Source organism: Micromonospora sp. NPDC005707 (assembly GCF_040631005.1).
In the GTDB taxonomy this organism is placed as follows: Bacteria; Actinomycetota; Actinomycetes; order Mycobacteriales; family Micromonosporaceae; genus Micromonospora.
In genome coordinates this window covers 13679-36711 of sequence record NZ_JBEXYR010000014.1, presented here as the reverse complement: position 1 = coordinate 36711, position 23033 = coordinate 13679, and the positions used below count along the sequence as shown (strand labels likewise).

Sequence of the window (23033 nt, the reverse complement as noted above, 5' to 3'; positions counted from 1 at the left end):
ACCATCGCCGCGCCGGAGCGCCTACGATGGTTCGAGACTGTCTAGGGGAGCGTTGATCCGTGTCGATTCTGGAAAAGGTCCTTAGCGCGGGCGCGGGCCGTATGGTGCGCCGGCTCAAGGCCATCGCCGCCGCCGTCAACTCGATCGAGGACGACTACGTCAACCTCAGCGACGACGAGCTGCGGGACATGACCGACCAGTTCAGGGAGCGGCTCGCCGACGGTGAAACCCTCGACGACCTGCTGCCCGAGGCGTTCGCGGTGTGCCGGGAGGCCGCCGCCCGCGTGCTCGGCCAGCGGCCCTACGACGTCCAGGTGATGGGTGGCGCGGCGCTGCACTTCGGCAACATCGCCGAGATGAAGACCGGTGAGGGCAAGACCCTCACCTCGGTCATGCCGGTCTACCTGAACGCGCTCGCCGGCAAGGGCGTGCACGTGATCACCGTGAACGACTACCTGGCCGAGCGCGACGCCGCCTGGATGGGCCGGGTGCACGAGTTCCTCGGCCTCACCGTGGGCGTGGTGCTGCCCAACCGGCCGGCCAGCGAGCACCGCGCGGCCTACGAGTGCGACATCACCTACGGCACGAACAACGAGTTCGGCTTCGACTACCTGCGCGACAACATGGCGTGGTCGCGGGAGGAGCTGGTCCAGCGCGGCCACTTCTTCGCCGTGGTCGACGAGGTCGACTCGATCCTCATCGACGAGGCGCGGACCCCGTTGATCATCTCCGGCCCGGCCGAGCACTCCGCCCGCTGGTACCAGGAGTTCGCCTCCGTGGTGGCCCGCCTCCAGCCGGGCACCGACGGCGAGGGCGACTACGAGGTCGACCACGCCAAGCGCACGATCGCCATCACCGAGCGCGGTGTCGCCAAGATCGAGGACCGGCTCGGCATCGACAACCTCTACGAGTCGGTCAACACCCCGCTCGTCGGCTACATGAACAACGCGATCAAGGCCAAGGAGCTCTACAAGCGCGACAAGGACTACATCGTCAGCGACGGCGAGGTCCTCATCGTCGACGAGTTCACCGGCCGCATCCTGCACGGCCGCCGCTACAACGAGGGCATGCACCAGGCGATCGAGGCCAAGGAGGGGGTGGAGATCAAGCAGGAGAACCAGACCCTGGCCACCATCACCCTCCAGAACTACTTCCGCCTCTACGAGAAGCTGTCCGGCATGACCGGCACGGCCCAGACCGAGGCGAGCGAGTTCAACAAGGTCTACAAGGTCGGCGTCGTGACCATCCCGACGCACCGGCCGATGGTCCGCCTCGACCGGGCGGACGTCATCTACAAGACCGAGAAGGCCAAGTTCAACGCCGTGGTCGAGGACATCGCCGAGCGGCACGAGCAGGGCCAGCCGGTGCTGGTCGGCACGGTCTCGGTGGAGAACTCCGAGATCCTCTCCCACATGCTGCGCCGCCGGGGCATCCCGCACTCGGTGCTGAACGCCAAGTTCCACGCCAAGGAGGCGGAGATCGTCGCCCAGGCCGGGCGCAAGGGCGCGGTCACCGTGGCCACCAACATGGCCGGCCGCGGCACGGACATCCTGCTCGGCGGCAACGCCGAGTTCCTCGCGGCCAACGAGCTGCGCCAGCGCGGCCTCGACCCGGTCGAGCAGCCCGAGGAGTACGCCAAGGCCATGGAGGAGGTCCTGCCCACGTGGAAGCAGGCCTGCGACGCCGAGGCGGAGGAGGTGGCCGCCGCCGGTGGCCTCTACGTGCTGGGCACCGAGCGGCACGAGTCGCGTCGGATCGACAACCAGCTGCGTGGTCGCGCCGGCCGGCAGGGTGACCCGGGCGAGTCCCGGTTCTACCTCTCGCTGCAGGACGACCTGATGAAGCGCTTCCGGGCCGGTGCCGTCGAGGCGGTGATGGACCGCTTCAACATCCCGGAGGACGTGCCCATCGAGTCGAAGATGGTCACCCGCCAGATCAAGAGCGCGCAGGCCCAGATCGAGGGCCAGAACGCCGAGATCCGGAAGAACGTCCTCAAGTACGACGAGGTGCTCAACAAGCAGCGCCAGGTGATCTACGCCGAGCGCCTCCGGGTGCTCAACGGCGAGGACCTCTCCGAGCAGGTCCGCAACATGATCGACGATGTGGTCGGCGCGTACGTGGTGGGCGCCACGAGCGACGGCTACGCCGAGGACTGGGACCTCGAGCAGCTCTGGTCCAACCTCAAGCAGCTCTACCCGGTGGGCATCACCGTCGACGAGCTGGAGGAGGAGGTGGGCTCCCGGGCCGGCCTCGACCAGGACTTCCTGCTCGCCCGCCTCAAGGAGGACGCGAACGCCGCGTACGACCGGCGCGAGGAGCAGCTCGGCGAGGAAGCCGTCCGCCAGCTCGAGCGGATGGTCCTGCTCCAGGTGATCGACCGCAAGTGGCGCGAGCACCTCTACGAGATGGACTACCTCCAGGAGGGCATCAGCCTGCGGGCGTACGCCCAGCGCGACCCGGTCATCGAGTACCAGCGCGAGGGCTTCGACATGTTCGCCACCATGATGGACGGCATCAAGGAGGAGACGGTCGGCTTCCTCTACAACCTCGAGGTGCAGGTCGAGGAGCCCGCGCCGGAGGCCGAGGAGGTGGAGCTGCTGGAGAAGCCGGTGGAGATCCGGGCCAAGGGTCTCAACCGCACCCCGCAGCAGCAGGGCCTGCAGTATTCGGCGCCCTCGGTCGACGGCGAGGCCGGCCGTGGCGCGCCGGTGCTCGAGCGCGCCGAGGAGCAGGCGCCGGCGCTCGGCATCGGCCGCCCCGAGACGTCGGAGCGTCCCGCCGCCTCCACCCCGCGCCGGTCGACGGCCGGGATGAGCGGCCAGGCGGTCGCGGCGAGCACGGCCCGGCGGGCCGCGCCCGGCCAGGTCGACGGCGCCGGCGAGGGCCCGTCCCGCAACGCGCCCTGCCCGTGCGGCTCCGGCCGCAAGTACAAGCGCTGCCACGGCGCCCCCAACGGCGGCAACTGACCCGCTCCGCAGCAGCCCCGACGGGCCCCGGCCACCGGCCGGGGCCCGTCGCCGTCTGCACCCCAACGGGGCGGGCAGGGATCAGAGGGCGTCGAGGACGGTGCAGAGCCAGGTGCCGCGGCGGTGTTCCAGGCGCAGGGCGACGGCCCAGCTCGCGCCACCGGCGCCGGCGAGGACGGCGGCGGCCTCGACCGCGCCGGTCCGGGGTTCGCAGACCCGCAGCCGGCGGAGGTGGAGGACCGGCCGGCCGGTGCGGCGGCGTGCGGGGCCGACCCGGCGGGCGGCGCGGCTCAGCTCGGCGGTCACCCGGGCGGCGGCCTCGGGTAGGCACAGCGGGCGGAGCTGCCCGGGTGGGCGGTAGCCGTTGACGATCTCCAGGAAGGTGCGGACGAACCGGTGCGCCGCCCGGGCCGCCTCGGGGGTCGCGGTCACCAGGGCGGCCGGCGGAGGACCGGCCGGGCGCCCCGGCCCGGCCGGCACCGGCCGGACGTCGGCGCCCCGGCCGGCGGGGCGGTCGGGATCCCGGCGGCGCGGGTCGAAGAGGTCGAGGGCGAGCTGGTCCACGTGGCCCCAGGTGTCGCCCCAGGACGGGTCCTGGTCGGTGCAGGGCGGATCGAGCGGCGGCGCGGGGCGGAGCCGGACGGGGGGACGCGGTGCCGACGGGCGGCGGGTGTCGACCATCCTCAACCCCTGTTCGTTGCGTTTGCCTTCGTTTGCCTCCGATAGTTCCTCATTCTCGGGCAGGCAACGCCCGCCGTCAATGCCGGTGTGCCATCCGGCGGTTACTCCACGTCGCGATCGGTGAGCGGGTTGCCGCGTACCCACTCGGCGGTCTCGGCGTACTTCCGCTGGATGTACTCCTCCAGTTGGGCGCGCTCCACGCGCCACTGCCCCCGGCCGCCGATCTTGATGGCGGGCAGCTCTCCGCTGCGCACCATGTGGTAGACCTGCGAGTCCGAGACGTTCAGCTCGGCGGCCACGTCGGACAGCAGCAGGAACCTCGGCTCCACGGTGACTCCCGGGGTTGGCTACGTTTGCTTCAGTTTGCCATCACGGGCCGGATCGCCCCAGGCCCGGCGCAGCGAATCCGACCGGGGGACACACCGGCGTGGAACTTCTCCGCGGCGGGTGCCGGGTGTATGACGGTCACGGCGTACGGCATGATCGGCGCCCGGAGCCGGCGTCCGCCGGCCGGCGGCCTGAGGGCGGGGAGAGACCGGTGACCGACGAGCTTGTCCGGGTGTACGTGCCGGCGACCGTCCCCATGCTGGCCCGGCTGCGCGAGGAGGGCCTCGCCGGCGAGGAGGCGCACGCGGTCACCCCGGAGCTGCGGGAGTGGTACGCCGAGGGCGACGAGGAGGAACTGGAGTACGTGGCCTTCACCCGGGCCGCCCAGGAAGCCCTGCTGCTGCTCCGGGCCGATCCGGCCGCGCCCCGCCGGCGGGTCGTCGTCTCGGTGGACCTGCCGGCCCGAGCGGTCGGCCGGGTCGGCGGCGAGCTGGGCTCCAGCGTGGTCCGGCTCGCCGGGCCGGTGCCGGTGAAGTCCGTCGCCGCCATCCACGTGGACGGCGGCGACGCGGTCGACGACGTAGCCGCCGCCGCCGAGGTGGTGGCCGAGGCGCAGGCCGGTGACCCGGACGCCCAGTTCACCGTCGACGGGGCCGAGGACCACGAGCTGGAGTGGTACGACGTGACCGAGCTGGACCTGCTGCTGCGCCAGGCCTCCTGACGCCCCCGGGCCTCAGGAGCCGGACTCGTCCTCGTCCTCCACGGCGCGCGGGCCGAGGGTGCGGCCGAACAGGACGAGCGCGGTGAGCGCCCCCACGAACAGCACCCAGATGCCGTTGTCCACCCGCGAGGTGCCGAGCGCCGTCTGCGCCACCTGGTCCGCCTCGCTGAGCGCGGCGGCCAGGTCGAGCAGCCCGCGCCCGCCGACCCGGATGATCACCTCGGTGAGCAGCAGGAGCAGGCCCGCGCCCGCCCCGGCCACGAGGTACGCGGGCCAGCGCAGCTCCGCGACGGTGCCGTCCCGGCGCTCGGCGCGGCGGCGGGCCCAGGCCAGGTAGAGGTACGCCACCAGGCCGGCGATCAGCCCGGCGAGCAGGGACTCGGTCCGGGAGACCCACTTCGCGGCGTCGAGCATCGACTGCTGGGTGTCCCCGGCGCCGAACAGGTCGGAGAGCGGGTCCCGGGCACGGCTGAACAGCACCACGAAGACCTGCGCGCCCAGCGTGGCGGCGCCGACCGCGCCGACCACCCGGGCGTTGCGCGCCCCGGCCGCCGCCCCACCGATGATCGCGGCGGCGGCGGTGGTGCCGGCGATGGTGTTGGTGGTCGCGTTGTCGGCGTACGTCAGGTTGACGGCGACCGCGGCGGCGAGCCCGACCAGCAGGCCGGCGCCGACGGCGACGAGGAAGCGCAGGGTGGCCCGGTCCAGCCGGTTGGTCGCCGCCAGGGCGACCGCGGCGCCGGCGACCAGCGCGGCCGTGATCACGCCGGGCAGGGCGTACGCGGAGAGGCTGAGTGCGGTGACCCCGGCCGCGGCCGAGGTGATCGCCGCCCGGGTGGACCAGAGCATGGCGGCCAGCCAGCCGAGCGACAGCACGGCCAGCACCAGGGCGCCGGGCGCGGGTGCGAGGCGGCCGCCCGCGGGCGTGGCCCCGGCGGTGCCGTCCGAGGGGGATCCGGCCGGCGTGACCGTCCGCTCGGTGGCGGGCTGGTCCGGCTCCGCGGCCGTGGAGCTGCCGGGCTGCTTGCTCATCGTCTCCCTCTCGACGGACGCCGGATCGGCCGCGACGGCCGGGCAGGTCACCGGTCATCCAGGGTACGCGGCCCGCCGGGTACCCCTCCCGGCCCGGCGGGCCGGCGTTGTCGATCCTGGGCGCGCCGGGCGCACGGTGACGGATCGCAGGCGAGCGTCGGAATGGGCCGAGGATTCATCGGGGCGGGCGGCTTGTCGCCTACGGTCCGGTGTGCGGGGTTGCGTCCGGGTGCGCCGGCCGAGGCGGCCCGAACCGGGGCGGTGGAGGCGGGGCCGGCCCCTCCGCATGGAAGAATTGGCCGAGGTCCCGCCGCCGCGACCGATACCCCGCGCGCGGCGCCCGGCGGCCCGGCCACCCGGCCGGCCGCCCGCGGGTCCGGTTTCGCCACCGCCGTCGAGATCGCACAGGAGCCTGTGATGGACGCCGTGTTCTCCGTACCCGAGCCGCGCAACGAGCCGGTCCACACCTACGAGCCCGGCAGCGCCGAGCGGGAGCGGCTCCAGCGGCGGCTCACCGACCTGGCCGCCGAGCGGATCGACCTGCCGATGACCATCGCCGGCGAGCAGCGGATGGCCGCCGGCGACCCGATCGACGTGGTCCAGCCGCACAGGCACGCCCACGTGCTCGGCGTGACCGGCCACGCCACCCACGACGACGCCCGTGCCGCGGTCAAGGCCGCCAAGGACGCCGCGCCGATGTGGCGGGCGCTGCCGTTCGAGGAGCGCGCCGCGATCTTCCTGCGCGCCGCCGACCTGCTCTCCGGCCCCTGGCGCGACACGCTCAACGCGGCCACCATGCTGGGCCAGTCGAAGACGGTGGTCCAGGCCGAGATCGACGCGGCGTGCGAGCTGATCGACTTCCTCCGGTTCAACGTCTACTTCGCCCGCAAGCTCCTCGCCGAGCAGCCGATGTCCTCACCGGGCGTGTGGAACCGCTTCGACCACCGGCCCCTGGAGGGCTTCGTCTACGCGGTCACCCCGTTCAACTTCACGGCGATCGCCGGCAACCTGCCCTCGGCCCCGGCGCTGCTCGGCAACACCGTGGTCTGGAAGCCGGGCCCGACCCAGCAGTTCGCCGCCCACTTCACCATGCGGCTGTTCGAGGCGGCCGGCCTGCCGCCCGGCGTGATCAACATGGTCACGGGGCGCGGCGAGGAGGTCTCCGACGTCGTGCTCGCCGACCCCGACCTGGCCGGCATCCACTTCACCGGCTCCACCAAGGTCTTCCAGCACCTGTGGAAGACGGTCGGCGACAACATCGCCCGCTACCGGGGCTACCCGCGGCTGGTCGGCGAGACCGGCGGCAAGGACTTCGTGGTCGCGCACACCAGCGCCGACGTGGACGCCCTGCACACCGCGCTGATCCGGGGCGCCTACGAGTACCAGGGCCAGAAGTGCTCGGCCGCCTCCCGGGCGTACATCCCCCGGTCCATGTGGGAGGGCGGGCTGCGCGACCGGCTGGCCGCCACCGCCGACTCGCTCACCTACGGCGACGTCACCGACTTCAGCAACTTCGGCGGGGCGGTGATCGACGACAAGGCGTTCGGCCGGCACGCCGCCGCGCTGGAGCTGATCAAGGGCGACGACAGCTGCAAGATCCTGGCCGGCGGGACCGCCGACGACTCGGTCGGCTACTTCGTCCGGCCGACGCTCTTCGAGTGCTCGGACGCCGCGCACGAGACGTTCACCACCGAGTACTTCGGCCCGATCCTCGGCGTGCACGTCTTCGACGACGCCCGCTTCGACGAGGTGGTCCACCAGGCCGAGTCGATCGCGCCGTACGCGCTGACCGGGTCGATCTTCGCGACCGACCGCCGGGTGGTCGACCAGGTGGCCGAGAAGATGCGGTACGCGGCCGGCAACTTCTACATCAACGACAAGCCGACCGGCGCGGTGGTCGGGCAGCAGCCGTTCGGCGGCGCCCGGGCCAGCGGCACCAACGACAAGGCCGGCTCCTGGCACAACCTCGTCCGCTGGACCTCGCCGCGGACGATCAAGGAGACCTTCGTGCCGCCGACCGAGCACGGCTACCCGCACATGGGCTGACCTGCGCGCGGTCGCCGGTGGCGCACCCAGCGTCACCGGCGACCGGCCGGGCGGGGGAGGGTCCGGACGTCCCCGGCGGACTGTCGTCGGCCGACAGTGCACATCGGACGACCCAACGGGTGGCGAAAACGGCAAATCCTGGACGCCAGGTCCGACAAAGTGGCAGCTTAGAGGGCATGGCGGAATCCGGAGTCAACCCGACGGCGGCGGCCCTGCTGGGCCTGCTGCACGACGGCCCGATGACAGGCGGCCAACTGATGGCCGCCGCCGAGCGCCGGCTGGCGCCGTACTGGTCGATGACCCGCAGCCAGGTCTACCGCGAGCTTCCGGTCCTGGCCGAGAAGGGTCTGGTGCGGCTCGGCAAGCCCGGGCCGCGGTTGAGCCAGCCGTATGCGATCACGGCGGCCGGAAAACGGACATTCTCCCGCTGGCTCACGGAGAACCCGGGCCGGGACACCATCCGTAACCCGATAGCGCTACGGATCGCCTTCGGCAACCTGCACTCGGCGAGCCAGCTCAAGAACCTCTACGCGTCGGCGAACGAGTACCACACCGAGGCCCTGGCGGCGGTGCGCGAGCAGGTCAAGAACGCCAAGAAGGAAGGCGACGACTACGACGCCAGCGCGCTGGAGTTCGCCGTCGCCTACCACCGGGCGGCGCTGTCCTGGCTCAAGAGCGCCCCGGTCGGCTGACCACCTGCCGCAGCTCGGGCGACGTAGGCAGCGCGACTTTTCGCGCGTCACTGCGGGGCTCGCAAGCTCACTCCTCGCACGCGCAGTAGGCTTGTCTGTCGTGACCGCTGCCGATTACGCCGAACAGCTCAAGGAACTCGACGCCACCCTGCGCAACATCGAGGCCGTGCTCGACCTCGACAAGCTGCGCGAGCAGAAGGCCCGCCTGGAGCAGGAGGCCTCCGCGCCGGACCTGTGGGACGACCAGGCCAAGGCGCAGCAGGTGACGTCGCAGCTGTCGTACGTCAACGGCGAGATCTCCAAGCTCGGCAGTCTCCGCTCCGGGCTCGACGACGCGGGGGTGCTGCTGGAGCTGGCCCAGGACGAGTCCGACCCCGGCGCCCTCGCCGAGGTCGAGGCGGAGATCACCGGGCTGACCAAGGCCATCCAGGAGATGGAGGTCCGCACCCTGCTCTCCGGCGAGTACGACTCCCGGGAGGCGCTGGTCGCCATCCGGGCCGGCGCCGGCGGCGTGGACGCGGCGGACTTCGCCGAGATGCTGCTCCGCATGTACCTGCGCTGGGCCGAGCGGCACGGCTACCCGACGGAGGTCTACGAGACCTCGTACGCCGAGGAGGCGGGCCTCAAGTCCGCCACCTTCACGGTCAAGGTGCCCTACGCGTTCGGCACGCTGAGCGTGGAGTCCGGCACCCACCGGCTGGTCCGGATCAGCCCGTTCGACAACCAGGGCCGCCGGCAGACCAGCTTCGCCGGGGTCGAGGTGCTGCCGGTGGTGGAACAGACCGACCACATCGACATCCCCGAGAACGAGATGCGGATCGACGTCTACCGCTCCTCCGGCCCGGGCGGGCAGAGCGTCAACACCACCGACTCGGCGGTGCGGATCACCCACATCCCGACCGGCATCGTGGTCACCTGCCAGAACGAGAAGTCCCAGCTGCAGAACAAGGCGTCCGCGCTGCGGGTGCTCCAGGCCCGGCTGCTGGAGCGCAAGCGGCAGGAGGAGCAGGCCAAGATGCAGGGCCTGAAGACCGACGCCGCCGGCTCCTGGGGCGACCAGATGCGCTCGTACGTTCTGCACCCTTATCAGATGGTGAAGGATCTGCGGACCGAGCAGGAGACGGGCAATCCGTCCGCGGTCTTCGACGGCGAGCTGGACAGCTTCATCGAGGCGGGTATCCGCTGGCGGAAGCAGCAGCAGATCTCCGCTGACGGTGCGTGATCGATCTCGAACGCAGCGCGTCATCGATCTCTTTCTGACCGGCTGAATCGATGACGCGACTCGCTTCGGAGGGGCGGGGGGCTTGGCTCTCCGGTTACACCGCGTAGACTCTCGACCCGTGATTCAGCTTGAGCAAGTGACGAAGACGTACCCGAAGGCGTCCCGGCCTTCGCTCGACAACGTGTCCGTCTCGATCGAGAAGGGCGAGTTCGTCTTCTTCATCGGTCCATCCGGCTCCGGCAAGTCCACGATCATCAAGATGCTGCTGCACGAGGTCACCCCCAACAAGGGGCGGGTCATCGTCAACGGCAAGGACGTCACGTCGATGCGTTCCTGGAAGCGACCCCACTTCCGGCGTTCCATCGGCTGTGTCTTCCAGGACTTCCGGCTCCTGCCGAACCGCACCGCCTACGAGAACGTGGCGTTCGCGTTGGAGGTGATCGGCAAGACCAAGGCGGTTGCCCGCCGGGTCGTTCCGGAGGTGCTGGAGCTGGTCGGTCTCGGTGGGAAGGAGCACCGCTACCCCCACGAGCTCTCCGGTGGTGAGCAGCAGCGTGTCGCGGTGGCCCGGGCGTTCGTGAACCGGCCGCTGATCCTGCTGGCGGACGAGCCCACCGGAAACCTGGACCCGGACACCTCGATCGAGATCATGCGCCTGCTGGACCGGATCAACCGCACCGGCACGACCGTCGTGATGGTCACGCACGACTCCAACATCGTGAACCAGATGCGCCGCCGTGTCATCGAGATCGAGAGCGGCCGCATCGTGCGCGACCAGGCCCGCGGCGTCTACGGCTGAGCCGCTGACGACCCGCAGCCCCTGACGACGAACACCTCACGCCGGAGAGCCGGAGGAATTTCCCGATGCGGATGAAATACGTCCTGTCCGAGGTACTGGTCGGACTGTGGCGCAACGTCACCATGACTCTCGCCATGATCATCACCATGGCGGTGTCGCTGTTCATGTTGGGCGGCAGCGGCCTTCTGTACCAGAAGGTCGGCGACATGAAGGACCTCTACTACGAGAACGTCCAGGTCTCGATCTTCCTGAAGTCCGACGCCAACGAGCAGCAGCGGACCGACCTGGAGACCAAGCTCAAGGCCGACCCGATGATCAAGGACGTCACGTACGTCAACAAGGACGAGGCGTACAAGCGCTTCCAGCAGATGTACGCCGACGCGCCCGACCTGGTCAACGCGGTCAAGCCCGACCAGCTCCCCGAGTCGTTCCGGCTCACGCTGGTCAACCCGGAGCAGTACAAGAAGATCTACGACGAGTACAAGACCTCCGAGGGCATCGACACGATCGTCGACCAGAGCAAACTCCTCGACAAGGTCTTCGGCGTGCTCACCGGCTTCCAGAACGGCGCGCTGGCCATCGCGATCGTCATGGCGGTCGCCGCCCTCCTGCTGGTCGCGAACACCATCCAGGTGGCCGCGTACAGCAAGCGGCGTGAGGTCGCGGTCATGAAGCTGGTCGGCGCCTCCAACTGGTTCATCCAGGCGCCGTTCGTGCTGGAGGCGGTGGTCGCCGGTCTGATCGGCTCGATCCTCGGCCTCATCGCGTTGATCGCCTTGAAGACGCTGGCGGCGGGGAGTTCGATGTCGGCCCTGGAGGGCCTCATCACCCCGATCTCCTGGTCCGACATCTTCCTGACGTTCCCGCTGATGGCCGCCGTCGGTGGCGTGGTCAGCGCGGTCACCGCCTGGGTCACGCTCCGCTTCTACCTGCGGGTCTAGTTACCGGTACGGCTCTCCGAGGGCCCTCCCGCGCGGAATAAACCGCGCGGGAGGGTCCTTGTGTTTCCGGTAGCATGATCCGCGCTCCGCGAGCGGAAGGGAGGTGGCGCCGATGCCACGGGAAAAGGGTCGCAAGGTGGTCGCCTCCAACAAGAAGGCGCGGCACGACTACGCCATCCTCGACACCTACGAGGCGGGCATGTCGCTGACCGGCACCGAGGTCAAGTCGCTGCGGGCCGGGCGGGCGTCGCTGGTCGACGCGTTCGCCCAGGAGCGCGACGGTGAGCTCTACCTGCACGGCATGCACATCCCGGAGTACACCCAGGGCACCTGGACCAACCACGAGCCCCGGCGGACCCGGAAGCTGCTGCTCAAACGGCTGGAGATCGACCGGCTGGTCGGCAAGACCAGGGAGAGCGGTCTCACCATGGTGCCGCTGCAGGTCTACTTCTCCGACGGCTGGGCGAAGGTGGAGATCGGCCTGGCCCGGGGTAAGAAGTCCTACGACAAGCGCCAGGACCTGGCCAAGCGGGACGCCGACCGGGAGATCGCCCGGGTGGTGGGCCGGCGCGGCAAGGGCATGACTGAGTGAAACTTCGGTTTGTCCGGGTGTCGGCTTCCGGCCGACCTCGGAATGAATCCGGTTGCGCCAGGCGTTAGGCTTGGTGTTGCTGCCGACAGGGGCAGCCCGTCGAGGGGGTGACTGGTTTCGACTTCGTACGTTGCGGCAGGGGAAGCGAGCCGAGGAAGCCGACGTCGTCTCGAGAATCGTTCGTCGGAAACCAATAAGCGCCAAGAACAATCGCGCTGACTTCGCTCTCGCCGCCTGAGGCGAGTAGCAAGTCTGTCGGCCTGGGAGCGCCTTCGACCCAGTTAGCCGGCATCAGCTAGAAGGCTGGCCAACCGGACCCGGTCGCGGGGTCCGTGCGGCGAGATCAATCAGCGACTGGGCCCGTCACACCGACTCGCTCGCGTGATCGGAGGGGCCGAGTAGAGGCACAGCGAGCTGCGCTCGGAGAAGCCCTGACAAGGCGGCGAAGGACCCGGGTTCGATTCCCGGCACCTCCACCACCTGACCTGTGCGCCCCGGTCCACCCGGACCGGGGCGCACAGTCGTCTCCGGACCCGGGTTGCCGGGCCGGTGGCGCCGGCGCTCTAGGCTCCGGCTGTGACGAACGAGCGGATCCGACTCTCCGTCGGCGCGGCCTCCGGCCAACGGGCGATGGCCGTCGTGGTGGGTGCCCTGTTCACCGCCTTCGGCGCGGCCTTCGTGCTGCTGCCGCTGGTCGCCGAGGGCCTGCTGCGCCGGGTCACCGGCTTCGGAGACCCGGTCCCCTCGTACGACGACGTCCGGGACCTGCCGCCCGAGCTGCTCCCGCCCGACCTGCACGACGGCGCCACCGCCGCGCCCACGCCGCTGCGCTACGCCGGCCTCTGCGGGCTCCCGTTCGTGCTGCTGGGGCTCTACCTGGTGCTGCGGGTGCTGCGCACGGCCGCCTGGCTGGACGGGACCCGGGCGTCGGTCCGCGGCGCGCTCGGCACCCGTACCGTCGACCTGGCCGCCGCCGAGGTGCGCGGCGGCACGATCGCCCACCGGGTCGGCGACGACGGCGTGGTGCGGGTGCCCAGCCTGATCGCCCGGGACCGGGACACCGGCCGGCGGGTCACCATCCCGTTGCAGGGCCCGGGGCTGGGCAACCTGCCCCCGTACGAGCTGCGGGCGCTCGCCGAGGCGATGACCGCGGGCCGGCCGGACCAGGGCCGGGACGCCGACGCGCACGCCCTCGCCGACCGCCTTCGTGCCATGGCGGCTGATCCGCTGGGGCTGTAGAGGCCATTGTGACGGGTGGGGCGGATGGGGCAGATGAGGCCCCCACCCCTCCTGGACAGCTCGGGAACCCGGGTTCACCATCGCTGTACGCGGTAGCGCAGCAGCGCGGGAGGTGCCATGGTCACCAATCCGATCCAGCAGCCGTCCACGGCGACCGCCGTGCCCCGCCCCCGGCCCGCCCTTCCCGGCGACCTGCGTGGCCTCACCCGGGCGCTCGCCACGGCGCCCGCGGAGCCGCGCTGGCGGGAACACCTGGTCGGCCGGCTCGGCCCGGTCCGGTCCGGCTTCGCCGAGCACGTCCGGCTCACCGAGGGGCCGGCCGGCCTCTACGCCGAACTGCTCCACCAGGCCCCCCGGCTGGACCGGGGCGTACGCCTGCTGGCGGGCGAGCACGCCGCCATCGCGGCGGCCATCGCCGCGCTCCAGCACGCGGTGCGGCTCCCCTCGGTGCCGGCCGAGGACCTGCGGGAGCAGGTCCGGAACCTGCTGCGGGCGCTCGACCGGCACCGGCAGCGCGGCGCGGACCTGCTCTGGGAGGCATACCAGGCCGACCTGGGCGGGGAGGACTGACCCGGCGGGAACCGGCCGGGGGAGTGCCGCGTCCAACCGGCATGCGTCGCTCTCTCGCCCTGCTCGGGCTACCGCTCCTGGTCCTGGCCGGCTGCGCCGCACCCGGCGCCGACCCGGCCGGCCCGCCGGCCGCCGGCCCGAGCGGTTCCCCGGTCTCCGGCCCCGACCACCGCTGGGAGGCGTTCGACCAGCGGGCCACCGAGGTGGCCGACGCGTGGCGCCCCGGGCCCGCGTGGCGCAGCGGGTACGTCCCGCTCGACGAGGCCACCGTGCTGGCCGGCGACCCGGGCTTCGACGGCGAGACGAAGCAGGCCTTCCTCAACGGCTGGTACCGGGAGCAGATCGCCCTCCCGACCGCCCGGCCCGCCGAGGGGACGATCCGCTTCCCGGACGGCACCCTGCGCGTCCCGCTGGTCAGCGCCGCCGAGGCGTACGCCCAGCTGGACCAGGGCGACCCGCCCCCCTGCGAGGGCCGGCCGAGCACGCCGGGGCCGGGACGGCCCAAGGGCGGCCCGACCATCGAGCCCGGCCCGGACGGCATGGTCGCCACCCAGGCGCCCAGCCCGTGCGTGCCGCTGACGGTCACCGGCGTGACGCTGGGCAGCGCGTCGGTGCGCACCAGCCGGGGCGAGGCCACCGTGCCGGCCTGGCTGTTCACCGTGGAGGGCCTCCGGGTGCCGGTGGCCCGGCTCGCCGTGGCGCCGAGCGCGATCGGGACCGCGCCCGAGGGGATCGCGCCGAGCCGCCCGGCGGACGACGGTGTCGTGGGGGCGGCGGACCTGCGGGTGGTGGACGGGAACCGGATCGACTACCGGGTCGGCACGGGCGCCTGCGACGGGCAACCGACCCCGCTGGTGCTGGAGCGGGACGACGTCGTGGTGCTCGGGGCCGGGGTGGTCCGCTCGACCGGGATGTGCACCATGCAGCTGGTGCTGAAGCCGGTGACCGTCACGCTGAAGGCGCCCCTCGGCGATCGGGCGGTGCTCGACGTGGCCAGTGGCACCCCGCTCGTCGTGCGCCGCTGACCGCTACAGGATCCGGGGCACGTCGGTGCTGATCGGCACCGGCAGCACGGTCGGCCGGTCGGCCGCGAGCGCGGCGGCCAGGGCCGGGCCGAGCCCGTCCGGCGACTCCACCACCTCCGCGGCGCACCCGTAGCCGCGCGCCACCGCGGCGACGTCCAGCCCCGGCAGGTCCAGCCCCGGCACGCCGGGTGTGTGCTTCAGCTCGGCGAACGCCTTGAGGATCGCGTACTGCCGGTTGACCGGGACCACGACGGCGAGCGGCAGGCCGAGCCGCGCGGCGGTCCACAACGCCTGCACCGAGTAGTGGAACGAGCCGTCGCCGATCACCGCGACCACCGGCCGGCCGCGCCCGGTGTCCCGCTCGGCCAGCGCGATGCCCACCGCGGCCGGCAGGCCGAACCCGAGGCCGCCGCTGGCCATGGTGAAGTACGACCGGGGCCGGGCGGTGCGCAGCCGCCGGCGCAGCGCGGCCAGGTTGGACGGTGACTCCTGCACGAGCACCCCGTCGGCCGGCCACTGCCCGGCCAGCGCCTCGAAGAGGACGTCGGCGCTCGGCGGGTCGGCCGCGTCGGGAGGCGCCGGGGCGTCCCGGGCCGGTGGCGGGGGCCGGTCCGTCGGGGGCAGCAGCTCCACCAGCCCGGCCATGGCCAGCCCGGCGTCGCCGAGCAGGCTCTCCCCGACCGGGGCGCGGGCCGCCTCGTCCGGGTCGTCGGTGACGTGCAGCAGCCGGGCGTCGCCGGGCAGGTAGTCGCCCGGCACGTGCGGGTAGTAGCGGAACACCGGGGCGCCGACCACCAGCACCGTGTCGTGGCCGCGCAGCGCCTCGGCCAGCGGGCTGATCGCGTACGGCAGGACGCCCCGGAACTGCGGGTGGTCCTCCGGGAAGACGGCCCGCTCCGGCGCCGGCGCCGCCCACACCGGCGCGGCCAGCCGCTCGGCCAGCGCCACCGCGGCCGGCCAGGCGTCGGTCCGGTCCACCGCCGCGCCGAGCACCAGCACCGGAGCGCGGGAGGCGGCCAGCGTGGCCGCGAAACCGCGCAGCCGGTCCGGGTCCGGGGCGATCCGGGTGGCCACCGTCCGCACCTGCGGCGGCGGGTCGGCGGGCCGGTCCCAGTCGTCCATCGGCAGGGAGAGGAAGACCGGCCCGGTCGGTGGCTGCACCGCCGAGGCGTACGCCCGCATGAAGGCCGCCGGGATGTCCTGCGCGCGCGCCGGCTCGTGGGCCCACTTGACGTACGGGTGGACCAGCTCGACCGCCCGGGGGCTGGCCAGGCGGGGCTCGATCAGCAGCATCTCCCGGGTCTGCTGGCCGGCGGTGACGATCAGCGGCGTCCGGTTGTGCCAGGCGGTGACCAGGTTGCCCATGGCGTTGCCGGTGCCCGGGGCGGTGTGCAGGTTGACGTGCGCCGGGCGGCCGGTGGCCTGCGCGTAGCCGTCGGCCATGGCCATGGCCGACGCCTCCTGCAGCGCGTGCACGTAGCGGAAGTCGGCCGGGAAGTCCTTCAGGAACGGTTCCTCGGTGGAGCCGGGATTGCCGAAGACGGTGGTCAGGCCCAGCGCGCGGAGCAGGTCGTAGGTCGTGTCGCGGACCGTTGCCATCGCCGGCTGCCTCCCGTCCCCCGCGTGCCGGGGACGGCCCGGTGATCAGCTCCCCGACCAGCCGAATCTATCGGGCCGAGGGGGACTTTTCGGGCGCTTCCCGGCTCAGGGTAGCGGGAACGGGAGCTTGATTCCGTCCAGTGCCCGCCCGCAGGGGCAGTTCCGCTCGGCGGGCAGGGCGGCGACCGCGTCCAGCAGCACCCCGCGCAGCCGGTCGGTGTTCTCCGCGAAGACCCGGAAGACCTCCTCCTGGGTGACCGACTCGCCCGCCTCGACGCCCGCGTCCAGGTCGGTGACCAGGGCGATCGAGGTGTAGCAGAGGGCCAGCTCGCGGGCGAGCACCGCCTCCGGGTGGCCGGTCATGTTGACCACCGTGCCGCCGATCGATGCGTACCAGCGCGACTCCGCCCGGGTCGAGAAGCGGGGCCCCTCGACCACCACCACCGTCCCGCCGTCCACGGTGGGCACGCCGCGCCCGGCCGCCGCGTCGAGCAGCGTCCGCCGCCCGGCCGGGCAGTACGGGTCGGCGAACGACACGTGCACGGCGCCCCGGTCGTAGTAGGTCTGGACGCGCCCGCTGGTGCGGTCGACGAGTTGGTCCGGCACCACGAACGTGCCCGGGCCCAGCTCCGGCCGGAGCCCGCCGACGGCGCAGGGCGCCAGCACCTGGCGTACGCCCAGGGACCGCAGCGCCCAGAGGTTGGCCCGGTAGGGGATCAGGTGCGGCGGGTAGCGGTGGTCGCGCCCGTGCCGGGGCAGGAACGCCACCCGCCGGCCGGCCACCTCGGCGATCGTGACCGGATCCGACGGCGCGCCGTACGGGGTCTCCACCACGTGCTCGGTGGCGCCGTCGAGCAGGGCGTAGAGGCCCGACCCGCCGATCACCGCCAGTTCGGCCGTAGCCGCCATCCGACCCTCCCTCGATCCCGCCACGATCACCCGCCGGTCAGACCTTAGCCAGGGGGCGGACCGCAAGCTATGGTGCCTTGCATGGCGTTGACAGCGCGGCTGGTCGCGGCGTACGGCTGACGGGTGTCGGACATGCAGGGTGAGGGACAGGCGATCGGTGGCCGAGCCATGGATTCCATGACCGGGCGGCTGCTGGTCGCGACGCCTGCGCTGAAGGACCCGAACTTCGACCGTACCGTCGTGCTGCTGGTCGCCCACGAGCCCGGCGGCGCCCTCGGCGTGGTGCTGAACCGGGCCACCGAGGTGCCGGTGGCCGACGTCCTGGGCGACTGGAGCGACCTGGCCCGGCACCCCGCGGTGCTCTTCGAGGGCGGCCCGGTCCAGCCCGACTCGGCCATCTGCCTGGCCCGGATGCGCCACCCGATCAAGCCGGTGAAGGGCTTCCACCGGGTGTCCGGCGCGGTGGGCACCATCGACCTCTCGGTCGACCCGGAGAAGCTGCGCGACGCCGTCGGCGGGATCCGGGTCTTCGCGGGTTACTCGGGCTGGGGCGCCGGCCAGCTGGAGAGGGAGATCGAGGACGGGTCCTGGTTCGTGCTCGACGCCCTCCCCGGTGACGCCTTCGTCGACCGCCCGGACGATCTCTGGCCGATGGTGCTGCGCCGGCAGGGCGGCATGATGGCGGCGGTCGCCCACTTCCCCCCGGATGTGGCCCTGAACTGAGTGGCCTGGCCGGGGGACCCCCGCGAGATGACCATGCCGACCGGCGTGTGTATAGTTCTCTGCGTGCCCGGGCGACCGGGGACAACCGCAAGGGGCCGTGGCGCAGCTGGTAGCGCACCACACTGGCAGTGTGGGGGTCAGGGGTTCGAGTCCCCTCGGCTCCACCCAAGCGAAGCGCCCTGGTGAGGGATCATTTCCCCCGCCAGGGCGCTTGTCGTTTCTGACCTTTTCGGGTCGCTGCGTGCCAGATCCCGGCCGGTCATCATTGCGAATGTTCGCCCAATAGTGGCTAAAAGGCGGACGCCAGCACGGCAGACGGTATGGACCGGAGGGCGCGGCCCGCACTCGAGTCCGCAGGAAGAAGGGAGACCAGCGCCTCGTACACCTCGCCCACGCCTCGAGTTTGTACTGCATGTATGCCCAACTCTCTGGCGGCCATGACATGCTCGTTGTGGTCATCAAGAAACAGAAGCCGGTCGGCAGTCGTACCAATCGTGCGGATCGCGTGGCGGAACATCGCCAGATCAGGTTTCATCAAACCTAACTCGTGCGAAACAAAGGTCCAGTCAAAGTAGTCGACCACACCCCAACGGTCGAGATGCTGTTGCCAGTGAACCGGGTTTGTGTTGCTGAGGCATGCCATCTGGATAGTCCCGTGAAGGCTTCGAACCAATTCGATCGTTCCCGCAAACGGCCCGGCCGGCCATCGAGCAAAGTCATCCACGAACTCGGCAGGCGTGAGATCCAGTCCCCAGTCCGTCACAACACCTTCACGGAAGGTGTCGGCATCACACTTGCCACGCTCGAAGGCCTGTACCCACTTCGATGTAACCCATTTCGAGTCTAGTGCCGGGCCGTTTTCCTCGCCGGTCAGTTCGGCTAGCCGTTGTAGGCCGCGGTTGTTCATCAGCACGCCGCCGAGGTCGAACAATATTGCGTCAAACCTCGGACTGCCGATCTCACTCACGATAGCCCCTTCCCACTTTTCGCAGTTCGCACTATCTTGTCGAGCAAGCTGATGCATGGTAACAGACATTGGGGCGGGTGCCGTCTTCCATTTCCGCCGTTGCCCTGCGTACTCGCAGTTCCATCGTCCGTAGATCGATGTCACGTCGGTGCAGCGCACCAACTCGCCGAACCTCAATTGCGCAAACGCGGCCAGGAGCACAAGTAGCCGGTAGCGGGGTTGAATTGCCTCGGCGATGGCGAAGACCTGTTGCAGTGTGGCGGTGGGCCGTTCCTCTGCCTTGTCCTGGCCGGCACCCTTGATCCGGCAGGGGCTGGAGGGGGGGCGGGCAACGCGACCCGCACTGGCCTCGCTGATTTCAAGGGGCCGAACGGGAAGCTCCCGGACGTCGGACGCTTGGCCGGCCGTCGGCGTCTACCCGGTGGGCGGCGCCGCGTTGGCGGCTGCGATGTGCAGCGCCAGCTCCTGGACGAGGTCGTCCATGGTCTGGCCGGTCTGGGTGCGGATGAGGGTGAGGGCGAGTTCGGCCAGGAGCATGAAGCCGCGCGTGCGGGCGGCTTCGTCGGGGAAGGCTGCGAGCAGTTGTTCGGCGCCGCCGAGGTCACCGCGGTGCTTGGCGGCGATGACCCCGGCGGCGCGTTGCGCAGCGGTGAAGGCCGACGTCGGGTCGGCGCTCGTCATGGCGTGACGAGGATGGGGTTGCCAGTCGCGCGTGCGACTTCGAACCGCCGCATGACGTCGGACCAGTTGACGAGGTTCCAGAGGCGGTCGACGTAGTCGGGGCGGACGTTCTTGTACTGCAGGTAGTAGGCGTGTTCCCAGGCGTCGAAGACCAGGATCGGCATGCTGCCCTGGCCCACGTTGCCCTGGTGGTCGTAGACCTGTTCGACGATGAGGCGCTGGGACAGCGGCTCCCAGGCCAGGACGCCCCAGCCCGAGCCCTGCACGCTCTTGGTGGCGGTGGAGAGCTGGGCGGCGAAGCTGTCGAAGGAGCCAAAGTGCTCCTCGATGGCGGCCGCCAGTTCGCCGTCGGGGCGGTCCCCGCCGTCGGGGGAGAGGTTGTTCCAGAAGATCGAGTGCAGGACGTGTCCGGAGAGGTTGAAGGCGAGGGTCTTCTCCAGGCCGACGAGCGCCGTGTAGTCGCCCTTGTCTCGGGCCTCGGCGAGCTGGTCGATGGCGTCGTTGCTGCCCTTGACGTACGCGGCGTGGTGCTTGCTGTGGTGCAGCTCCAGGATCTGCCCGCTCATGGCGGGTTCGAGTGCCCCGTAGTCGTAGGGCATGTCAGGAAGCGTGTAGACGGCCAACGGAACCCTCCCGCGTGATCGAGATCGTCCCGGCCAGTATGCCTTATTGCAAAGTCATGGCAACTACGGAAACATGGCAACTAGACGGCGTTCGTGAGGGCTCCTCTGCCAGCCGGCCCGTCCCTGGGCGCGCCTCCGCGCCGCGATGATCCCTGCGGAGGCGCGCTCAACCCACATCTCGGGGCCTCCCTCGGCGAGGAGGTGGGCGCGGATCGACAGCGCGGGCGAGGTGGGGAGCCATCGGGAGCCCCAGGCGCCGAGGTGCGCCATGAGCGGGACGAGTTCGATCGCCGCCTCGGTGAGGCAGTAGTCGATCTTCTGGCGGCAGTTCGCGGAAGTGCCGGTGACGCCGAACATCACGTCCCGCAACACGACCAGGCTCCACCGATCTACCGGTTGTAAGTTGCAGGCAGATGGTGCCCATCGCATCGAGGAGGATTCGTGCCACAGCTGTTGAGGGTGCAGAGCTTCAACGTGTCGCGCGACGGGTTCGGCACGGGCGAGGGGCAGAGCCTGGAGCGCCCCTTCGGCCACGCCGATCCCACCGCCCTGTTCTCCTGGCGTGCCGCCACCGCCAGCTTTGTGTACCGCACCGAGCCTGGGGGCACCCGCGGCCTGGACGACTACATCGTTCGCGACTACGACCGCAACATCGGCGCGGAGATCATGGGTCGTAACAAGTTCGGCCCGCAGCGCGGCCCCTGGGAGAACCACGAGTGGCAGGGGTGGTGGGGGGACAACCCGCCGTTCCACGTGCCGGTCTTCGTGCTCACCCACCACGAGCGCCCGTCGTTCACCCTGGCCGACACCACATTCCACTTCCTCGACGCGAGCCCGGCCGAGGCGCTGGCACGCGCCAGGCAGGCCGCCGATGGTCGGGACGTGCGCCTGGGTGGTGGAGTCGCCACGATCCGCGAATTCCTCGAGGCCGACCTGGTCGACGAGATGCACGTCGCCGTCGCGCCCGTCGACCTCGGTCGGGGCGAGCGGCTGTGGGAGAGCCGCACCGAGCTTCTCGACCGCTTCCACCTGGAGTCGGTGCCGAGCCCGAGCGGGGTCACCCACCTGCTGTTCTGGCGACGATGACCACCGCCCGTGCCGGCTGCGCGCACGCTGGGAAGCCCGCGTCCCGCGGGAGAAGCCCGCTGATCCCTAGCATGGCCACATGACCGTAGATCTGTTCGCGGGCCTTCCCGTCCGCGACTACCGGGCGGCGGCGGACTGGTACGAGCGGCTCCTCGGCGGCCCGCCCTCGTTCCTGCCGAACGACACCGAGGCGGTGTGGGAACTCGCCGAGCACCGGTACCTGTACATCGAGGTGCGGCCCGAGCACGCCGGCCACGGCATGCACACCGTCTTCGTCGACGACCTCGACGCCCGGCTCGCGCGGATCGCCGAGCGCGGCCTGACGCCGGCCGAGAGCGAGACCTACGACAACGGGGTCCGCAAGGCCATCTTCCGCGACCCGGACGGCAACGAGATCGGCTTCGGCGGCGGCCCGGCCTGACCGGGGCCGCGCGGTGGCGGCGCCCGCCCCGCCGGCGGGGACGGACGCCGCCGGTGGACTCAGCGCGGCTGGTACGCCTTCGGCAGGCGCATGCCCCGCTCGGCCATGAGCTGCCGGACCCGGTTCGGGTAGTTGGTGATGATCCCGTCGACGCCCAGGTCCATCAGCGCCGCCACGGTGGCCGGGTCGTCGCAGGTCCACGGCACGACCTTCAGGCCGCGGGCGTGCGCGTCGGCGATCATCTTCGCGTCCGGGTACATGCGGAAGGCCGGGTCGGCCACCGTGCCGTTCTGCGGGAAGCCGTAGTTGGGGGAGAGGGCGGTCACGCCGGGGATCGCGGCCGCCGCGCGGACGAAGTCGCCGCCGAAGTCGTCCGCGTCCAGGCCGCCCAGCCAGGGTGAGGCGCCGGGCTTGCCGACCTGGAGGAAGTCGTAGTTGGTCAGCGCCACCAGCGGCCACCGCGGCGCGAGCCGGTGCATCACCCGCAGCGCCCCCCAGTCGAAGGACTGGATGGTGACCTGGTCCTCGATGCCCGAGGCGCGGATCTCCTCGAAGACCCGGCGGACGAACAGCTCGCGGGGTGCCGTCTGGTCGGGCGCGCCGGCCTCCACCTTCGTCTCGATGTTCAGCGTGAGCTGGTGGGCGCGCCAGCTCTTCACGAGGCCCAGCACGTCCCGCAGCTCGGCCATCCGGACCCCGGCGATCTGCTCCTGCTCCGGGAAGCCGGGCAGCTGCTGGTAGCCGCAGTCCATGGTCTTGATCTGGGCCAGGGTCAGGTCCTTGATGTACTTCCCGACGTACGGGTACATCGGGTCGCCCGGGGTCGCCGGGCCGGTGTCGCGGCACTTCTGCGCGCTGACCTGCCGGTCGTGTGTGACGACCACCTTCTCGTCCCGGGTGACCTGGGTGTCCAGCTCCAGCGTGGTGACGCCGAGGCGCATGGCCTTGGCGAAGCCGGCCAGGGTCTCCTCGGTGGTCAGCCCGATCCCGCCCCGGTGTGCCTGCAGGTCGAAGTGGGTCTTCTGCGGCAGTACGCCGGGACCCGCGACGGGGGCCGCGTGGGCGGCCGTCGGCACGGCCAGCACCGCCCCGGCGGCCAGCACCGTCATGAGCTGACGGACGGACATGGAAAAACCTCCGCTACCTTCGGTTGACGTTCGCGCAGCCGAAG

The 23033-nt window shown here is 71.3% G+C and carries 24 protein-coding genes, 1 tRNA gene and 1 other RNA gene; 16 read left to right on the top strand and 10 right to left on the bottom strand.

Going from position 1 to position 23033, the window contains the following annotated elements:
• Positions 1-59 precede the first annotated feature (59 nt).
• Positions 60-2966: a preprotein translocase subunit SecA gene (gene secA, locus ABZ452_RS25005; protein WP_357947419.1), complete on the top strand. Its 2907-nt coding sequence runs from the start codon at positions 60-62 to the stop codon at positions 2964-2966.
• An 81-nt stretch (positions 2967-3047) separates the two neighbouring features.
• Here secA and ABZ452_RS25000 read toward each other — a convergent pair whose 3' ends face one another.
• Both ABZ452_RS25000 and ABZ452_RS24995 read right to left on the bottom strand, forming a co-directional pair.
• A complete protein-coding gene (locus ABZ452_RS25000) occupies positions 3048-3647 on the bottom strand; it encodes an Rv3235 family protein (RefSeq protein ID WP_357947416.1) in 600 nt (199 codons plus the stop codon).
• A gap of 101 nt (positions 3648-3748) precedes the next feature.
• Positions 3749-3976: a helix-turn-helix domain-containing protein gene (locus tag ABZ452_RS24995; RefSeq protein ID WP_355053957.1), complete on the bottom strand. Its 228-nt coding sequence runs from the start codon at positions 3974-3976 to the stop codon at positions 3749-3751.
• A gap of 209 nt (positions 3977-4185) precedes the next feature.
• Between ABZ452_RS24995 and ABZ452_RS24990 the strand changes: the two genes are divergently transcribed.
• On the top strand, positions 4186-4695 hold the full coding sequence (locus ABZ452_RS24990; protein ID WP_357947413.1) for a hypothetical protein: 510 nt from the start codon (positions 4186-4188) through the stop codon (positions 4693-4695).
• 12 nt (positions 4696-4707) lie between these two features.
• On the opposite strand, the gene ABZ452_RS24985 is transcribed toward ABZ452_RS24990, so the two are convergent.
• Positions 4708-5727 (bottom strand): hypothetical protein, encoded by a 1020-nt coding sequence (locus ABZ452_RS24985; RefSeq protein WP_357947410.1) that lies wholly within the window; start codon positions 5725-5727, stop codon positions 4708-4710.
• A 417-nt stretch (positions 5728-6144) separates the two neighbouring features.
• Between ABZ452_RS24985 and pruA the strand changes: the two genes are divergently transcribed.
• The 10 genes from pruA to ABZ452_RS24935 all read left to right on the top strand — a co-directional run bounded on the left by pruA (position 6145) and on the right by ABZ452_RS24935 (position 14853).
• The gene (gene pruA / locus ABZ452_RS24980; RefSeq protein ID WP_357947407.1) at positions 6145-7773 is read left to right on the top strand and encodes an L-glutamate gamma-semialdehyde dehydrogenase; all 1629 of its coding nucleotides are present in this window, start codon (positions 6145-6147) and stop codon (positions 7771-7773) included.
• A gap of 176 nt (positions 7774-7949) precedes the next feature.
• Entirely contained in the window at positions 7950-8465 is a 516-nt protein-coding gene (locus tag ABZ452_RS24975; protein ID WP_357947404.1) for a PadR family transcriptional regulator, read from the top strand.
• Between the two features lie 100 nt (positions 8466-8565).
• Positions 8566-9687, top strand: a complete 1122-nt coding sequence (gene prfB / locus ABZ452_RS24970) for a peptide chain release factor 2 (RefSeq protein WP_357947401.1) — start codon at positions 8566-8568, stop codon at positions 9685-9687.
• Between the two features lie 118 nt (positions 9688-9805).
• On the top strand, positions 9806-10486 hold the full coding sequence (gene ftsE / locus ABZ452_RS24965; RefSeq protein ID WP_091259988.1) for a cell division ATP-binding protein FtsE: 681 nt from the start codon (positions 9806-9808) through the stop codon (positions 10484-10486).
• Between the two features lie 65 nt (positions 10487-10551).
• A complete protein-coding gene (gene ftsX / locus ABZ452_RS24960; protein WP_357947397.1) occupies positions 10552-11427 on the top strand; it encodes a permease-like cell division protein FtsX in 876 nt (291 codons plus the stop codon).
• Positions 11428-11539: 112 nt separating this feature from the next.
• Positions 11540-12019, top strand: a complete 480-nt coding sequence (gene smpB, locus ABZ452_RS24955) for an SsrA-binding protein SmpB (protein WP_357947394.1) — start codon at positions 11540-11542, stop codon at positions 12017-12019.
• A gap of 103 nt (positions 12020-12122) precedes the next feature.
• Positions 12123-12498: a transfer-messenger RNA gene (gene ssrA, locus ABZ452_RS24950) on the top strand.
• 97 nt (positions 12499-12595) lie between these two features.
• Entirely contained in the window at positions 12596-13258 is a 663-nt protein-coding gene (locus tag ABZ452_RS24945; protein ID WP_357947391.1) for a hypothetical protein, read from the top strand.
• 117 nt (positions 13259-13375) lie between these two features.
• The gene (locus ABZ452_RS24940; protein ID WP_357947388.1) at positions 13376-13828 is read left to right on the top strand and encodes a hypothetical protein; all 453 of its coding nucleotides are present in this window, start codon (positions 13376-13378) and stop codon (positions 13826-13828) included.
• Between the two features lie 41 nt (positions 13829-13869).
• Positions 13870-14853, top strand: coding sequence for a hypothetical protein (locus ABZ452_RS24935; RefSeq protein WP_357947385.1), 984 nt, complete (start codon positions 13870-13872; stop codon positions 14851-14853).
• A gap of 3 nt (positions 14854-14856) precedes the next feature.
• Here the strand turns inward: ABZ452_RS24935 and mdlC are convergent, their stop codons facing one another.
• Together mdlC and ABZ452_RS24925 are read right to left on the bottom strand one after the other, a co-directional pair.
• Entirely contained in the window at positions 14857-16452 is a 1596-nt protein-coding gene (gene mdlC / locus ABZ452_RS24930) for a benzoylformate decarboxylase (RefSeq protein WP_357947382.1), read from the bottom strand.
• Between the two features lie 105 nt (positions 16453-16557).
• Complete coding sequence (locus ABZ452_RS24925) at positions 16558-17361, bottom strand: S-methyl-5'-thioadenosine phosphorylase (protein ID WP_357947379.1); 804 nt, start codon at positions 17359-17361, stop codon at positions 16558-16560.
• A 132-nt stretch (positions 17362-17493) separates the two neighbouring features.
• Between ABZ452_RS24925 and ABZ452_RS24920 the strand changes: the two genes are divergently transcribed.
• Both ABZ452_RS24920 and ABZ452_RS24915 read left to right on the top strand, forming a co-directional pair.
• Positions 17494-18084 (top strand): YqgE/AlgH family protein, encoded by a 591-nt coding sequence (locus ABZ452_RS24920; protein WP_091259972.1) that lies wholly within the window; start codon positions 17494-17496, stop codon positions 18082-18084.
• A 91-nt stretch (positions 18085-18175) separates the two neighbouring features.
• Positions 18176-18248: transfer RNA gene (locus tag ABZ452_RS24915), tRNA-Ala, on the top strand.
• A 125-nt stretch (positions 18249-18373) separates the two neighbouring features.
• Here ABZ452_RS24915 and ABZ452_RS24910 read toward each other — a convergent pair.
• The 4 genes from ABZ452_RS24910 to ABZ452_RS24895 form a co-directional block, all read right to left on the bottom strand.
• Entirely contained in the window at positions 18374-19051 is a 678-nt protein-coding gene (locus ABZ452_RS24910; RefSeq protein WP_357947376.1) for an HAD family phosphatase, read from the bottom strand.
• Positions 19052-19465: 414 nt separating this feature from the next.
• Positions 19466-19732 (bottom strand): superoxide dismutase, encoded by a 267-nt coding sequence (locus tag ABZ452_RS24905; RefSeq protein ID WP_357947373.1) that lies wholly within the window; start codon positions 19730-19732, stop codon positions 19466-19468.
• Entirely contained in the window at positions 19729-20355 is a 627-nt protein-coding gene (locus ABZ452_RS24900; protein WP_357947370.1) for a superoxide dismutase, read from the bottom strand. Before ABZ452_RS24900 ends, ABZ452_RS24905 begins: the two co-directional genes overlap by 4 nt.
• A gap of 63 nt (positions 20356-20418) precedes the next feature.
• Positions 20419-20727 (bottom strand): hypothetical protein, encoded by a 309-nt coding sequence (locus ABZ452_RS24895; protein ID WP_357947367.1) that lies wholly within the window; start codon positions 20725-20727, stop codon positions 20419-20421.
• 69 nt (positions 20728-20796) lie between these two features.
• Between ABZ452_RS24895 and ABZ452_RS24890 the strand changes: the two genes are divergently transcribed.
• Positions 20797-21441, top strand: coding sequence for a dihydrofolate reductase family protein (locus ABZ452_RS24890; RefSeq protein WP_357947364.1), 645 nt, complete (start codon positions 20797-20799; stop codon positions 21439-21441).
• 79 nt (positions 21442-21520) lie between these two features.
• Positions 21521-21862 carry a VOC family protein gene (locus ABZ452_RS24885; RefSeq protein ID WP_357947361.1) on the top strand — a complete coding sequence of 114 codons (342 nt, stop codon included), beginning with the start codon at positions 21521-21523 and terminating at the stop codon, positions 21860-21862.
• 59 nt (positions 21863-21921) lie between these two features.
• Here the strand turns inward: ABZ452_RS24885 and ABZ452_RS24880 are convergent, their stop codons facing one another.
• A complete protein-coding gene (locus tag ABZ452_RS24880; protein WP_357947358.1) occupies positions 21922-22989 on the bottom strand; it encodes a glycerophosphodiester phosphodiesterase family protein in 1068 nt (355 codons plus the stop codon).
• Between the last annotated feature and the right edge of the window lie 44 nt (positions 22990-23033).

Excerpts from the sequence above, each read along its gene's own strand:
- ABZ452_RS25000 (WP_357947416.1), bottom strand. The coding sequence starts at position 3,647 with ATGGTCGACACCCGCCGCCCGTCGGCACCGCGTCCCCCCGTCCGGCTC.
- ABZ452_RS24985 (WP_357947410.1), bottom strand. The coding sequence starts at position 5,727 with ATGAGCAAGCAGCCCGGCAGCTCCACGGCCGCGGAGCCGGACCAGCCC.
- pruA (WP_357947407.1), top strand. The coding sequence starts at position 6,145 with ATGGACGCCGTGTTCTCCGTACCCGAGCCGCGCAACGAGCCGGTCCAC.
- ABZ452_RS24975 (WP_357947404.1), top strand. The coding sequence starts at position 7,950 with ATGGCGGAATCCGGAGTCAACCCGACGGCGGCGGCCCTGCTGGGCCTG.
- ftsX (WP_357947397.1), top strand. The coding sequence starts at position 10,552 with ATGCGGATGAAATACGTCCTGTCCGAGGTACTGGTCGGACTGTGGCGC.
- smpB (WP_357947394.1), top strand. The coding sequence starts at position 11,540 with ATGCCACGGGAAAAGGGTCGCAAGGTGGTCGCCTCCAACAAGAAGGCG.
- ABZ452_RS24940 (WP_357947388.1), top strand. The coding sequence starts at position 13,376 with ATGGTCACCAATCCGATCCAGCAGCCGTCCACGGCGACCGCCGTGCCC.
- ABZ452_RS24935 (WP_357947385.1), top strand. The coding sequence starts at position 13,870 with ATGCGTCGCTCTCTCGCCCTGCTCGGGCTACCGCTCCTGGTCCTGGCC.
- mdlC (WP_357947382.1), bottom strand. The coding sequence starts at position 16,452 with ATGGCAACGGTCCGCGACACGACCTACGACCTGCTCCGCGCGCTGGGC.
- ABZ452_RS24925 (WP_357947379.1), bottom strand. The coding sequence starts at position 17,361 with ATGGCGGCTACGGCCGAACTGGCGGTGATCGGCGGGTCGGGCCTCTAC.
- ABZ452_RS24920 (WP_091259972.1), top strand. The coding sequence starts at position 17,494 with ATGCAGGGTGAGGGACAGGCGATCGGTGGCCGAGCCATGGATTCCATG.
- ABZ452_RS24905 (WP_357947373.1), bottom strand. The coding sequence starts at position 19,732 with ATGACGAGCGCCGACCCGACGTCGGCCTTCACCGCTGCGCAACGCGCC.
- ABZ452_RS24885 (WP_357947361.1), top strand. The coding sequence starts at position 21,521 with ATGACCGTAGATCTGTTCGCGGGCCTTCCCGTCCGCGACTACCGGGCG.
- ABZ452_RS24880 (WP_357947358.1), bottom strand. The coding sequence starts at position 22,989 with ATGTCCGTCCGTCAGCTCATGACGGTGCTGGCCGCCGGGGCGGTGCTG.